The 12,787-nt window shown below is 67.5% G+C and carries 23 protein-coding genes; all 23 read right to left on the reverse strand.

The window, feature by feature from the left end; all coding sequences use genetic code 11:
* Positions 1–82: 82 nt before the first annotated feature.
* Positions 83–919 carry a type I methionyl aminopeptidase gene (gene map, locus ABT092_RS16940; RefSeq protein WP_351244494.1) on the reverse strand — a complete coding sequence of 279 codons (837 nt, stop codon included), beginning with the start codon at positions 917–919 and terminating at the stop codon, positions 83–85.
* A 215-nt stretch (positions 920–1,134) separates the two neighbouring features.
* Entirely contained in the window at positions 1,135–1,791 is a 657-nt protein-coding gene (locus tag ABT092_RS16945) for an adenylate kinase (protein ID WP_351244496.1), read from the reverse strand.
* Positions 1,791–3,104 carry a preprotein translocase subunit SecY gene (gene secY, locus ABT092_RS16950; protein WP_351244498.1) on the reverse strand — a complete coding sequence of 438 codons (1,314 nt, stop codon included), beginning with the start codon at positions 3,102–3,104 and terminating at the stop codon, positions 1,791–1,793. The genes ABT092_RS16945 and secY overlap by 1 nt, the downstream gene beginning before the upstream one ends.
* A 188-nt stretch (positions 3,105–3,292) precedes the next feature.
* A complete protein-coding gene (gene rplO, locus ABT092_RS16955; protein ID WP_351244500.1) occupies positions 3,293–3,748 on the reverse strand; it encodes a 50S ribosomal protein L15 in 456 nt (151 codons plus the stop codon).
* 2 nt (positions 3,749–3,750) lie between these two features.
* Positions 3,751–3,933 carry a 50S ribosomal protein L30 gene (gene rpmD, locus ABT092_RS16960; protein ID WP_005313525.1) on the reverse strand — a complete coding sequence of 61 codons (183 nt, stop codon included), beginning with the start codon at positions 3,931–3,933 and terminating at the stop codon, positions 3,751–3,753.
* A complete protein-coding gene (gene rpsE / locus ABT092_RS16965) occupies positions 3,933–4,538 on the reverse strand; it encodes a 30S ribosomal protein S5 (RefSeq protein WP_016645168.1) in 606 nt (201 codons plus the stop codon). The genes rpmD and rpsE overlap by 1 nt, the downstream gene beginning before the upstream one ends.
* Positions 4,539–4,578: 40 nt before the next feature.
* Positions 4,579–4,962 carry a 50S ribosomal protein L18 gene (gene rplR, locus ABT092_RS16970; RefSeq protein WP_351244503.1) on the reverse strand — a complete coding sequence of 128 codons (384 nt, stop codon included), beginning with the start codon at positions 4,960–4,962 and terminating at the stop codon, positions 4,579–4,581.
* 3 nt (positions 4,963–4,965) lie between these two features.
* Positions 4,966–5,505, reverse strand: a complete 540-nt coding sequence (rplF, locus tag ABT092_RS16975) for a 50S ribosomal protein L6 (RefSeq protein WP_351244505.1) — start codon at positions 5,503–5,505, stop codon at positions 4,966–4,968.
* Positions 5,506–5,529: 24 nt separating this feature from the next.
* Entirely contained in the window at positions 5,530–5,928 is a 399-nt protein-coding gene (gene rpsH / locus ABT092_RS16980; RefSeq protein ID WP_043443042.1) for a 30S ribosomal protein S8, read from the reverse strand.
* A 240-nt stretch (positions 5,929–6,168) separates the two neighbouring features.
* Positions 6,169–6,354, reverse strand: a complete 186-nt coding sequence (locus ABT092_RS16985) for a type Z 30S ribosomal protein S14 (protein WP_003956452.1) — start codon at positions 6,352–6,354, stop codon at positions 6,169–6,171.
* Between the two features lie 5 nt (positions 6,355–6,359).
* Positions 6,360–6,917, reverse strand: coding sequence for a 50S ribosomal protein L5 (rplE, locus tag ABT092_RS16990; protein ID WP_351244573.1), 558 nt, complete (start codon positions 6,915–6,917; stop codon positions 6,360–6,362).
* Entirely contained in the window at positions 6,914–7,237 is a 324-nt protein-coding gene (gene rplX, locus ABT092_RS16995) for a 50S ribosomal protein L24 (RefSeq protein ID WP_010036713.1), read from the reverse strand. Before rplX ends, rplE begins: the two co-directional genes overlap by 4 nt.
* 2 nt (positions 7,238–7,239) lie before the next feature.
* Positions 7,240–7,608 carry a 50S ribosomal protein L14 gene (rplN, locus tag ABT092_RS17000; RefSeq protein ID WP_003998823.1) on the reverse strand — a complete coding sequence of 123 codons (369 nt, stop codon included), beginning with the start codon at positions 7,606–7,608 and terminating at the stop codon, positions 7,240–7,242.
* Positions 7,609–7,706: 98 nt separating this feature from the next.
* Positions 7,707–7,991, reverse strand: a complete 285-nt coding sequence (gene rpsQ, locus ABT092_RS17005) for a 30S ribosomal protein S17 (protein WP_156722919.1) — start codon at positions 7,989–7,991, stop codon at positions 7,707–7,709.
* The gene (gene rpmC / locus ABT092_RS17010; RefSeq protein WP_059079052.1) at positions 7,991–8,215 is read right to left on the reverse strand and encodes a 50S ribosomal protein L29; all 225 of its coding nucleotides are present in this window, start codon (positions 8,213–8,215) and stop codon (positions 7,991–7,993) included. Before rpmC ends, rpsQ begins: the two co-directional genes overlap by 1 nt.
* On the reverse strand, positions 8,215–8,634 hold the full coding sequence (gene rplP / locus ABT092_RS17015) for a 50S ribosomal protein L16 (RefSeq protein WP_033319640.1): 420 nt from the start codon (positions 8,632–8,634) through the stop codon (positions 8,215–8,217). Before rplP ends, rpmC begins: the two co-directional genes overlap by 1 nt.
* Positions 8,635–8,637: 3 nt before the next feature.
* Positions 8,638–9,495, reverse strand: a complete 858-nt coding sequence (rpsC, locus tag ABT092_RS17020; protein WP_351244509.1) for a 30S ribosomal protein S3 — start codon at positions 9,493–9,495, stop codon at positions 8,638–8,640.
* Complete coding sequence (rplV, locus tag ABT092_RS17025; RefSeq protein ID WP_351244511.1) at positions 9,495–9,842, reverse strand: 50S ribosomal protein L22; 348 nt, start codon at positions 9,840–9,842, stop codon at positions 9,495–9,497. The genes rpsC and rplV overlap by 1 nt, the downstream gene beginning before the upstream one ends.
* Positions 9,843–9,892: 50 nt before the next feature.
* Positions 9,893–10,174, reverse strand: a complete 282-nt coding sequence (gene rpsS, locus ABT092_RS17030; protein ID WP_003948639.1) for a 30S ribosomal protein S19 — start codon at positions 10,172–10,174, stop codon at positions 9,893–9,895.
* 12 nt (positions 10,175–10,186) lie between these two features.
* On the reverse strand, positions 10,187–11,023 hold the full coding sequence (gene rplB / locus ABT092_RS17035; protein ID WP_351244514.1) for a 50S ribosomal protein L2: 837 nt from the start codon (positions 11,021–11,023) through the stop codon (positions 10,187–10,189).
* A gap of 38 nt (positions 11,024–11,061) precedes the next feature.
* Positions 11,062–11,478: a 50S ribosomal protein L23 gene (gene rplW / locus ABT092_RS17040; protein WP_351244516.1), complete on the reverse strand. Its 417-nt coding sequence runs from the start codon at positions 11,476–11,478 to the stop codon at positions 11,062–11,064.
* Entirely contained in the window at positions 11,478–12,134 is a 657-nt protein-coding gene (gene rplD / locus ABT092_RS17045; RefSeq protein ID WP_351244518.1) for a 50S ribosomal protein L4, read from the reverse strand. The genes rplW and rplD overlap by 1 nt, the downstream gene beginning before the upstream one ends.
* Positions 12,135–12,142: 8 nt before the next feature.
* Positions 12,143–12,787: a 50S ribosomal protein L3 gene (gene rplC, locus ABT092_RS17050; RefSeq protein ID WP_351244520.1), complete on the reverse strand. Its 645-nt coding sequence runs from the start codon at positions 12,785–12,787 to the stop codon at positions 12,143–12,145.

The raw sequence follows: 12,787 nt of genomic DNA on the forward strand, positions 1-12,787 counted from the left end.
GATGCCCCATCCGCGAGATCCTTAAGCGACCCGACACGCCCCCGCCGCCACGACGGACCCGCACGTCAGCGCGGTCCGGGGCTCAGCCCAGCGGGTCCGGGGCGGCCGTGACCCCGTACTCGGCGAGCCGCGCCCGACCGCAGTCCGGGGCGGTGAGCACCAGCGGGCCCTCCTCCGTCAGCGCCACCGAGTGCTCCCAGTGCGAGGACCAGCTGCCGTCCGTGCTGACCACGGTCCAGTCGTCCTCCAGCACCGCCGTCTTCGGGGTGCCCAGCGACACCATCGGCTCGATCGCCAGACAGAACCCGGGCACCAGCTTCGGCCCCTTGCCGCGGCGCCGCTCCACGTAGTTCAGCAGGTGCGGCTCCATGTGCATCTCGGTGCCGATGCCGTGCCCGCCGTAGTCCTGGACGATCCCGTACTTCCCGCCGCCGACCTTCGGCTGCCGGCGGATGTAGGTCTCGATCGCCCGGGAGACGTCCACCAGCCGGTTCCCCGCCTTCATCGCGGCGATGCCCGCCCACATCGACTCCTCGGTCACCCGGGACAGCTCCACCAGCTCCGGCGCGTGCCCCGAGCCCACGAACGCGGTGAACGCGGCGTCGCCGTGCCAGCCGTCCACCACCGCGCCCGCGTCCACCGAGATCACGTCCCCGTCCTTGAGGACCACCTCGTCGCTGGGGATGCCGTGCACCACCACCTCGTTCACCGAGGTGCAGATGGTCGCGGGAAAGCCCCCGTACCCCAGGAAGTTCGACGTCGCCCCGTGCTCGGCGAGGACCTTCCGGGCGACCTGGTCCAGGTCCCTGGTCGTCGCCCCGGGCACCGCGGCCTCACGCGTGGCCGCGTGCACCGCGGCCACGACCAGCCCCGCCGCCCTCATCTTGGCGATCTGGTCGGGGGTCTTGATCTGCACCATGACGGCAGGGGCCTTTCTGCAACGGTTGACGGTCCACCCCCACGATATTCCCTGGGCGGGGGCCGCTCGCCCCGTTCCCCGCGCCCCCACCGCCCCCGGGCACCCGGGGCCCGGCCCCGGGAAAGCGCGAACGGGCCCCGGGCCGGGAGCGGGGCGCGGGGCCCCGGTCCCGGGCCGGGGCCCGGACGGAGTGGGTGTGGCGGTGACGCCGGGTGCTACGCGTCGTCGCGCTTCAGCGCGGCCATCGCCCGCGCGGTCACCTCGTCGACCTTGCCGAGCGCGGAGATGGTCACGACCAGCCCCTGCTCCCGGTAGTAGTCGATGATCGGCTCGGTCTGCGTGTGGTAGACCTCCAGCCGCTTGCGCACGGTGGTCTCGCTGTCGTCCTCGCGCTGGTACAGCTCCCCGCCGCAGACGTCGCAGACGCCTTCCACCGCGGGCTGCTTGTACACCACGTGGAACACGTGGCTGGAGTCCTTGCGGCAGATGCGCCGGCCGGCGATCCGCTTGACCACCTCGTCCTCGGGGACCTCGAGGTCGAGCACCGCGTCCAGCTTCATGGACTCGGCGGCGAGCGTCTCGTCCAGCGACTCGGCCTGCGAGACGTTGCGGGGGAACCCGTCGAGCAGGAACCCGCCCTCGGCGTCCGGCTGTTCCATGCGGTCCTTGGCCATCCCGATGGTGACCTCGTCCGGCACCAGGTTCCCGGCGTCCATGTACGCCTTGGCCTGCTTGCCGAGCTCCGTGCCCTGACTGATGTTGGCACGGAAGAGGTCGCCCGTGGAGATGTGCGGGATCGACAGGTTCTTGGCGAGGAACGCGGCCTGCGTACCCTTGCCCGCACCGGGCGGCCCGACGAGGACGATTCGCATCAGCGGAGGAACCCTTCGTAATTGCGCTGCTGGAGCTGGCTCTCGATCTGCTTCACCGTCTCCAGACCAACGCCGACGATGATGAGGATGCTGGTGCCACCGAACGGGAAGTTCTGGTTGGCTCCGAAACCCGCCAACGCCATTGTTGGCACCAGAGCGATCAGCCCCAGATACAGCGAACCCGGCCAGGTGATCCGGTTGAGCACGTAACTCAGGTACTCAGCCGTCGGTCGGCCAGCCCGGATGCCCGGGATGAACCCACCATACTTCTTCATGTTGTCCGCGACTTCCTCGGGGTTAAACGAGATCGCCACGTAGAAGAACGCGAAGAAGACGATCAGCAGGAAGTACGTGCTGATGTAGAACGGCGAGTCCATGTCCGTCAGGTTGCGCTCGATCCAGGTCTTCCAGCCGGAAGTGCCGCCCGCGAACTGTGCCACGAGTGCCGGGATGTACAGCAGTGACGAGGCGAAGATGACCGGGATCACACCCGCCTGGTTGACCTTCAGCGGAATGTAGGTGGAGGTGCCGCCGTAGGAACGGCGACCGATCATCCGCTTCGCGTACTGGACCGGAATGCGGCGCTGGGCCTGCTCGACGAAGACCACGAGGGCGACCATCACCAGGCCGACCAGGATGACGATGCCGAATTCGATCCAGCCGTCGGCCAGCTTGCCCTCTTCCTTGATCGCCCAGAGCGAGGCGGGGAAGGTCGCGGCGATCGAGATGAACATCAGGATCGACATTCCGTTGCCGATGCCGCGGTCGGTGATCAGCTCGCCGAGCCACATCACGACGGCCGCACCGGTCGTCATCACGATGACCATCGTGATGGTGGCGAAGATCGACTGGTCCGGCACGATCTCGCCGGCGCGCGCACAGCCCTGGAACAGGGTGCCGGTGCGGGCGGTGGCGGCCAGGGCGGTGCCCTGGAGGATGGCCAGCGCCATGGTCAGGTACCGGGTGTACTGGGTGATCTTCGCGGTGCCGGACTGGCCCTCCTTCTTGAGGGCTTCCAGTCGGGGGATGACCACCGTCAGCAGCTGGAGAATGATGCTCGCCGTGATGTACGGCATGATGCCGAGCGCGAAGACCGTGATCTGGAGCAGCGCGCCACCACTGAGCATGTTGACCAGACCGAACAGACCCTGGCTCGACTTCGCCTGGTCCACACAGAACTGGACATTCTCGTAGTTGACGCCGGGAATCGGCACATGCGTGCCGATCCGGTAGATCACGATGATGCCGAGAGTGAACAGCAGCTTCTTGCGCAGGTCGGGCGTCTTGAACGCCCGGGAGAACGCGCTGAGCACGGTGCCTCCTGCGACCCCCGCGCACGTGCGTCAGAGGTGACGGTCTTGAGGTTTCGACAAAGGAGTGGAGTTACAGCTAGACAACAACGCTCGCCACCTTACCGGCGCGCGTATGCCCCGTGGAACGACCAACCGGGGATACCCCTTTTGTGGGGTATCCCCGGTGGGATCGCTCAGTTCACCGTGACTCAGACGAGCTCGGTGACGGTACCGCCGGCAGCGGTGATCTTCTCCTTGGCGGAGCCGGAGACGGCATCGACCGTCACCGTCAGCGCCACGGAGACCTCACCCTGTCCGAGGACCTTGACGAGGCTGTTCTTGCGGACGGCACCCTTGGCGACCAGGTCGGCAACGGTGACCTCCCCACCCTCGGGGTAGAGGGCGGCGAGCTTGTCCAGGTTCACGACCTGGTACTCGGTCCGGAAGGGGTTCTTGAAGCCCTTGAGCTTCGGGAGACGCATGTGGAGGGGCATCTGCCCACCCTCGAAGCGCTCCGGAACCTGGTAACGGGCCTTGGTGCCCTTGGTGCCACGACCGGCCGTCTTACCCTTCGACGCCTCACCACGACCGACACGGGTCTTCGCGGTCTTGGCACCGGGGGCGGGACGGAGGTTGTGCACCCGCAGCGGGTTCTGCTCCGCCATGATTAGTCGACCTCCTCGACCGTCACGAGGTGGCGGACGGTGTGCACCATGCCGCGGAACTCGGGACGGTCCTCCTTGACGACCACGTCGTTCAGGCGCTTGAGCCCGAGCGAACGCAGGGTGTCACGGTGGTTCTGCTTGCTGCCGATGTACGACTTCGTCTGCGTGATCTTGAGGCGAGCCATTACGCACCCGCCCCGGCACGCGCACGGAGCAGGGCCGCGGGGGCCACGTCCTCAAGGGGCAGACCGCGGCGGGCCGCGATCTCCTCGGGACGCTGGAGGCCCTTCAGGGCCGCCACGGTCGCGTGCACGATGTTGATCGCGTTGTCGGAGCCGAGCGACTTCGACAGGATGTCGTGGACGCCGGCGCACTCCAGGACGGCGCGCACCGGACCACCGGCGATCACACCCGTACCGGGGGAAGCCGGCTTGAGCAGGACGACGCCCGCAGCCTTCTCGCCCTGGATCGGGTGGGGGATGGTGCCCTGGATGCGGGGGACCTTGAAGAAGTGCTTCTTGGCCTCCTCAACGCCCTTGGCGATGGCGGCCGGCACCTCCTTGGCCTTGCCGTATCCGACACCCACGGTGCCGTCACCGTCGCCCACCACGACCAACGCGGTGAAGCTGAAGCGACGACCACCCTTCACAACCTTGGCGACGCGGTTGATCGCGACGACGCGCTCAACGTACGCGGTCTTCTCGGCGGCAGCTGCGCCGCCGTCACGGCCCTTCCGGTCCCGCCGCTCGCCGCCACCGGCACCGCCACCGCGGCGCTGGGGTCCAGCCATGGGAATTACCTCTCTCTGTTTCCGCTAGCTACGAGCCGGCTTAGAACTTGAGCCCGGCCTCGCGGGCGGCGTCGGCCAGGGCGGCGATGCGCCCGGCGTACTGGTTGCCACCGCGGTCGAACACGACGGTCTCGACACCGGCGGCCTTCGCACGCTCGGCGACCAGGGCGCCGACCTGCTTGGCCTGCGCCGACTTGTCGCCCTCGCCACCGCGGATGCTGGTGTCCAGGGTCGACGCGGACGCAAGGGTGTGACCCTTGAGGTCGTCGATGACCTGGGCGACGATGTGACGGTTCGAACGCGTCACGACCAGACGGGGACGCTCGGCCGTACCGGAGACCTTCTTGCGGATCCGGATGTGGCGGCGCTTGATGGCGGCGCGCTTGTACGCGTCGCCCTTGGCGATCTTCGTGCCGTATGCCATGGCTTACTTACCCGCCTTTCCGACCTTGCGGCGGATGACTTCGCCCTCGTACTTGACGCCCTTGGCCTTGTACGGGTCGGGCTTGCGAAGCTTGCGGATGTTGGCCGCGACCTCGCCGACCTTCTGCTTGTCGATGCCCTCGACCGAGAGACGGGTCGGGGACTCCACCTTGAAGGCGATGCCCTCGGGCGCCTCGACCGTGATCGGGTGGCTGTAGCCCAGCGCGAACTCCAGGTTGGAGCCCTTCGCCTGGACGCGGTAGCCGACACCGCTGATCTCGAGCTTCTTCACGTAACCCTCGGTCACGCCGGTGATCATGTTCGCCACCAGCGTGCGGGACAGGCCGTGCAGGGCCTTGTTCTGCCGCTCGTCGTTGGGGCGGGTCACCTGGAGGGTGCCGTTCTCGCCCTTCTCGATCGCGATCGGGGCCACGATCGTGTGGGTCAGGGAGCCCTTGGGGCCCTTCACCTGGACCGTACGGCCGTCGATGGTGACGTCCACGCCGGCGGGAACCGTGATGGGGAGCTTGCCAATGCGCGACATAGCTGTTTCCTCCGTTCCCTTCCGCTACCAGACGTAGGCGAGGACTTCCCCACCCACGCCCTTCTTGCCGGCCTGCTTGTCGGTGAGGAGCCCGTGCGACGTGGAGATGATGGCCACGCCCAGGCCGCCGAGCACCTTCGGCAGGTTGGTGGACTTCGCGTACACCCGGAGACCGGGCTTGGAGATCCGCTTGATGCCCGCGATGGAGCGCTCACGGTTGGGGCCGAACTTCAGCTCCAGGACGAGGTTCTTGCCGACCTCGGCGTCCTCGACCTTCCAGCCCGTGATGAAGCCCTCCTGCTGGAGGATCTCCGCGATGTGCGACTTGATCTTGCTGTGCGGCATGCCCACGGAGTCGTGGTACGCCGAGTTCGCGTTCCGCAGACGCGTCAGCATGTCTGCGATCGGATCAGTCATGGTCATGAATTGGCCTTCGGCCTCTCTCGCCGGGGTTTCCTGTATGCGCCATCCCTCTCCCCACACAGGGGCGGGACGGGTGCGGCGCGGGGACCTACGGCGTAGTAAGCGTTGTCAGCGGGCCGCGCGGGCCCGCGTGCTTGACGGGCGGCAGACGCCCAACCCTCCCAGCCTAAGCCATGGAGGGTCGGGCCCCTACCGAACCGATGCCTACCGAGAGCGTCCGGTGGTTCCCGAAAGGGGGAACTACCAGCTGCTCTTGGTCACGCCCGGCAGCTCGCCGCGGTGAGCCATCTCACGGAGGCACACGCGGCACAGGCCGAACTTGCGGTAGACGGAGTGCGGACGACCGCAGCGCTGGCAGCGGGTGTACGCGCGCACACCGAACTTGGGCTTGCGGGCGGCCTTGGCAATCAGAGCCTTCTTCGCCATCTCGCTCACGCCTCCTTGAAGGGGAAGCCGAGGTGACGAAGGAGCGCACGGCCCTCAGCGTCGTTGGTCGCCGTGGTCACCACGGTGATGTCCATACCCCGGACGCGGTCGATCTTGTCCTGGTCGATCTCGTGGAACATGACCTGCTCCGTGAGACCGAAGGTGTAGTTGCCACGGCCGTCGAACTGCTTCGGCGACAGGCCGCGGAAGTCGCGGATGCGCGGCAGCGCGAGCGACAGGGTGCGGTCCAGGAACTCCCACATGCGGTCACCGCGGAGGGTGACGTGGGCGCCGATCGGCTGGCCCTCACGCAGCTTGAACTGCGCGATGGACTTGCGGGCCTTGGTGACGGCGGGCTTCTGACCCGTGATCGTGGTGAGGTCCTTGATGGCGCCCTCGATCAGCTTGGAGTCGCGGGCGGCGTCGCCCACACCCATGTTGACCACGATCTTGACGAGGCCCGGCACCTGCATGATGTTCTCGTGCGAGAACTCCTCACGCAGCTTGCCGATGATCTCCTCGCGGTACTTCGTCTTGAGGCGCGGAATGGTGGTCGTCATCAGATGTCCTCACCCGTCCGCTTGGCAACGCGGATCTTGTTGCCCTCGTCGTCGAAGCGGTAACCGACGCGGGTGACGACCTTCTTGCCGTCCTTCTCCACGACGAGCTGGACGTTGCTCACGTGGATCGGCGCCTCGGTGGTCACGATGCCGCCGGCCTGCGAGCCGCGCGCCGTCGGACCGGCCTTGGTGTGCTTCTTGACCCGGTTGACACCCTCGACCAGGACGCGGTCCTCGCGGGGGAAGGCCGCGATGACCTTGCCCTGCTTGCCCTTGTCCTTGCCGGTGATGACCTGTACCAGGTCGCCCTTCTTGATCTTCATGCTTACAGCACCTCCGGCGCGAGCGAGATGATCTTCATGAACTTCTTCTCGCGCAGCTCACGGCCGACCGGGCCGAAGATACGGGTGCCGCGGGGGTCGCCGTCGTTCTTCAGAATGACGGCGGCGTTCTCGTCGAAGCGGATGTACGAGCCGTCGGGACGGCGGCGCTCCTTGACGGTGCGAACGATGACGGCCTTGACGACGTCACCCTTCTTCACGTTGCCACCGGGGATCGCGTCCTTGACGGTGGCGACGATGACGTCACCGATGCCCGCGTAGCGACGACCGGAGCCACCGAGAACACGGATGCAAAGGATCTCCTTCGCGCCCGTGTTGTCGGCGACGCGCAGTCGCGACTCCTGCTGGATCACGTCTATCTCCTGTTTGTCTGCCGGTTCCCCGGGGGCCGCTTGCAGCGGCCCCCGGAGCCTGGCGGAACGGGACTCGAAGGGTTACCCCTTCGAGCTGATTACTTGGCCTTCTCGAGGATCTCGACGATGCGCCAGCGCTTCGTCGCGGACAGCGGCCGGGTCTCCATCAGGAGGACGCGGTCGCCGACGCCCGCGGCGTTCTGCTCGTCGTGCGCCTTGAGCTTGTTGGTACGGCGGATGACCTTGCCGTACAGGGCGTGCTTGACGCGGTCCTCGACGGCGACGACGACGGTCTTGTCCATCTTGTCGCTGACGACAAGACCCTCGCGGGTCTTGCGGAAGCCGCGGGCGGCGGTCTCTTCAGTCACGTTCTTCTCGCTCATCAGGCGTTCTCCACCGTCTCGATGCCGAGCTCACGCTCACGCATGAGGGTGTAGATCCGGGCGATGTCCTTGCGGACGGCCTTGAGCCGACCGTGGTTCTCAAGCTGGCCCGTCGCCGCCTGGAAGCGGAGGTTGAACAGCTCTTCCTTGGCCTCGCGGAGCTTGTTGAGGAGCTCCTCGTTGCCCAGCTCGCGCAGCTCGGACGCCTTGGTACCGGCCGACATCACGCTTCACCTGCCTCGCGCCGGACAATGCGGCACTTCATCGGAAGCTTGTGAGCAGCGCGGGTAAGCGCCTCACGCGCAATCTTCTCGTTCGGGTAGGACAGCTCGAACATCACCCGGCCCGGGTGGACGTTCGCGACCCACCACTCCGGCGAACCCTTACCGGAACCCATGCGGGTCTCGGCGGGCTTCTTCGTGAGCGGACGGTCCGGGTAGATGTTGATCCAGACCTTGCCGCCACGCTTGATGTGACGGGTCATCGCGATACGAGCGGCCTCGATCTGACGGTTCGTCACGTACGCCGGCGTGAGGGCCTGGATGCCGTACTCGCCGAACGCGACGGTCGTGCCGCCCTTGGCCTGACCACGCCGCTTGGGGTGGTGCTGCTTGCGGTGCTTGACCCTACGGGGGATCAGCATGGGTCAGCTCTCCGTTCCGCCACTAGTAGTCGACGCGGACTCAGCGGCCGGAGCGGCGGTCTCGGCGGGAGCCTCGGCCTTGGGGGCCTCGGCGCCGGCGGACTGCTGCTGCGGCCGACGGCCACGGCCACCGCGCTCGCCACCGCGGCCACCACGGCCGGCGGGACGGTCGGCGCCACCACGGGCCGGACGGTTGCCGGCACGGGCGGCGGCGTTCTCGGCGCGGACCTCGGCGATGTTCTTGACGTCGCCCTTGTAGATCCACACCTTGACGCCGATGCGGCCGAAGGTGGTCTTGGCCTCGAAGAAGCCGTAGTCCACGTTGGCACGGAGCGTGTGCAGGGGCACCCGGCCCTCGCGGTAGAACTCCGAGCGGGACATCTCGGCGCCGCCGAGACGGCCACCGCACTGGATCTTGATGCCCTTGGCGCCGGCCTTCATCGCCGACTGCATGCTCTTGCGCATGGCACGGCGGAAGGAGACGCGGGAGGACAGCTGCTCGGCGACGGCCTGGGCCACCAGCTGAGCGTCCGTCTCCGGGTTCTTGACCTCAAGGATGTTCAGCTGGACCTGCTTGCCGGTCAGCTTCTCCAGGTCACCGCGGATGCGGTCGGCCTCGGCGCCGCGGCGGCCGATGACGATGCCCGGACGCGCGGTGTGGATGTCCACGCGGACGCGGTCACGGGTGCGCTCGATCTCCACCTTGGAGATGCCGGCGCGCTCCATGCCGGACGTCATCATCCGACGGATGGCGACGTCTTCCTTGACGTAGTCCTTGTACAGCTTGTCGGCGTACCAGCGGGACTTGAAGTCCGTGGTGATACCGAGCCGGAACCCATGCGGGTTAACCTTCTGGCCCATTACCGGGTTCCTTCCTTGCTGCTGACGACCACGGTGATGTGGCTGGTCCGCTTGCGGATCCGGTAGGCGCGGCCCTGGGCGCGCGGACGGAACCGCTTCAGGGTCGGGCCCTCGTCGACGAACGCCTCGCTCACGAAGAGCGAAGAGGCGTCCGTGTGGTCGTAGTTGTGCGCGGCGTTGGCGATGGCGCTGTCCAGCACCTTGCCGACCGGCACGCTCGCGGCCTGCGGGGCGAAACGCAGGACCGCCTGAGCCTCCGTGGCGTCCATGCCACGGATCAGGTCCACCACGCGGCGGGCCTTCATGGGCGTGACGCGGATGTACCGCGCCTGGGCCCTGGCTTCCATGGTTGTCCCTTCAGTGTCTGACACGTTCGTCATGGTCGTTCACCCCGCTGTTAGCGGCGCTTCGACTTCCGGTCGTCCTTGACGTGACCCCGGAAGGTGCGCGTCGGCGAGAACTCGCCGAGCTTGTGGCCGACCATCGACTCGGTGACGAACACCGGGATGTGGGTCTTGCCGTTGTGCACCGCGATCGTGTGGCCGAGCATGGCCGGGACGATCATCGAGCGGCGGGACCAGGTCTTGATGACGTTCTTGGTGCCTGCTTCGTTCTGGACGTCCACCTTCTTGATCAGGTGGTCGTCGACGAAGGGCCCCTTCTTGAGACTCCGCGGCATCTAAACCCGCTCCTAGCGCTTCTTGTTCGTCTTGCGGCGGCGGACGATGTACTTGTTCGACGCCTTCTTGGGCGAACGAGTACGACCCTCCTTCTGACCCCACGGGGAGACCGGGTGGCGACCACCGGAGGTCTTGCCCTCACCACCACCGTGCGGGTGGTCGACCGGGTTCATCGCCACACCGCGAACGGTCGGGCGAACGCCCAGCCAGCGCTTGCGGCCGGCCTTGCCCCAGTTGATGTTCGACTGCTCGGCGTTGCCGACCTCGCCGACGGTGGCGCGGCAGCGCACGTCGACCAGGCGGATCTCGCCGGAGGGCATGCGGAGGTGCGCCATGGCGCCCTCCTTGGCCAGCAGCTGCACCGAGGCGCCCGCGGAGCGGGCGAACTTGGCGCCGCCGCCCGGACGGAGCTCGATCGCGTGGATCGTGGTACCGACCGGGATGTTGCGCAGGGCGAGGTTGTTGCCCGGCTTGATGTCGGCCCCGGGACCGTTCTCGACGCGGTCGCCCTGCTGCAGGTTGCGCGGGGCGAGGATGTAGCGCTTCTCGCCGTCCGCGTAGTGCAGCAGCGCGATGCGCGCGGTGCGGTTGGGGTCGTACTCGATGTGCGCGACCTTCGCCGGCACGCCGTCCTTGTCGTGCCGACGGAAGTCGATCACGCGGTAGGCGCGCTTGTGTCCGCCACCCTGGTGGCGAACGGTCACACGACCGGCGTTGTTACGGCCGCCCTTGCTGTGCAGGGGGCGGACCAGCGACTTCTCCGGCGTGGACCGCGTGATCTCGACGAAGTCGGCGACGCTGGAGCCACGACGGCCCGGAGTCGTCGGCTTGTACTTGCGGATACCCATTTCTCAGTCCTCGTCCGATATCGGACCAGGGCGCTCCGTTAGGAGGCCTGGCCGAAGATGTCGATACGGTCGCCCTCGGCGAGGGTCACGATGGCGCGCTTCGTGTTGGCGCGCTTGCCGAAACCGGTGCGGGTGCGCTTGCGCTTGCCCTGGCGGTTGATCGTGTTGACCCCGGTGACCTTGACCTCGAAGACCGCCTGGACGGCCTGCTTGATCTGGGTCTTGTTGGCCCGCGGGTCGACGACGAACGTGTACTTGTTCTCGTCGAGCAGCGCGTAGCTCTTCTCGGAGACGACCGGCTTGAGCAGCACGTCACGGGGGTCCGTGAAGGACTTACTCAGCGGGGTCTCGACGGTGTTCTTGCCCTCGGCCTCGTGGCGCTTCGCCTTGGCGACGCGCGCGGCCTTGGCGGCCTTGGCCGCCTTGGAGGCAATGCTCGGGTGACGCGTGGCCATCAGGCGTCACTCCCTTCGGTCTCAGTGGCCGTGGCGGGGCCGGACACGAAGGACTCGAAGGCGGCCTGGGTGAAGACCACGTCCTCGGAGCGGATCACGTCGTACGTGTTCAGCTGGCCCGGCTCCAGGATGTGCACCTGGGGCAGGTTGCGGGCGGAGAGCCACGCGGCCTCGTCGGCGCGGTCGACGACCAGGAGCAGGTTCTTGCGCTCGCTGATCTTGCCGAACAGCGTCCGGGCGGCCTTGGTGGACGGGTTCGCGCCCTCGATCACGCCGGTGACGACGTGGATGCGGTTGCTGCGGGCCCGGTCGGTGAGGGCACCGCGCAGGGCGGCGGCCTTCATCTTCTTGGGGGTCCGCTGCGAGTAGTCGCGCGGCACGGGACCGTGCACGACGCCACCACCGGCGAACTGCGGAGCGCGGGTCGAACCCTGACGGGCGCGGCCGGTGCCCTTCTGGCGGTACGGCTTGCGCCCACCGCCGCGGACCTCGCCGCGGGTCTTGGTCTTGTGCGTGCCCTGACGGGCCGCGGCCAGCTGCGCGACGACGACCTGGTGGATCAGCGGGATGCTGACCTTCGCGTCGAAGATCTCCGCGGGGAGTTCGACGGTCCCGGCCTTGTCGCCAGCAGGCGAAAGGATGTCAATGGTGCTCATCGGTTACCTCAGGCCCCCTTGGCCGCGGTACGGACCAGGACGAGGCCGCCGTTCGGACCGGGAACCGCGCCCTTGATGAGCAGCAGACCCTTCTCCGCGTCAACGGCGTGGACGGTCAGGTTCTGGGTGGTGACCCGCTCGTTGCCCATGCGGCCCGCCATGCGCAGGCCCTTGAACACGCGGCCCGGGGTGGCGCAGCCACCGATGGAGCCCGGCGAGCGGTGCTTGCGCTGGGTGCCGTGCCCGGCGCCGAGGCCACGGAAGTTGTGGCGCTTCATGACACCGGCGAAGCCCTTGCCCTTGCTCTTGCCGGTGACGTCGACCTTGACGCCCGCCTCGAAGGTCTCGGCGGTGAGCTCCTGGCCGAGGGCGTACTCGCTGGCGTCAGCGGTACGGATCTCGACGAGGTGGCGGCGCGGGGTGACGTCGGCCTTGGCGAAGTGGCCCTTGAGGGGCTTGTTCACCTTGCGCGGGTCGATCTCGCCGAAGGCGATCTGGACCGACTCGTAGCCGTCGGCGTCATTCGTACGGACCTGGGTGACGATGCAGGGTCCGGCCTTGACCACGGTCACGGGGACGACACGGTTGTTCTCGTCCCAGACCTGGGTCATGCCGAGCTTCTCGCCCAGGATGCCCTTGATCTGCTTGGTCAT

Origin of the sequence: Streptomyces sp. NPDC002490 (assembly GCF_040296045.1) — a bacterium.
In the GTDB taxonomy this organism is placed as follows: Bacteria; Actinomycetota; Actinomycetes; order Streptomycetales; family Streptomycetaceae; genus Streptomyces.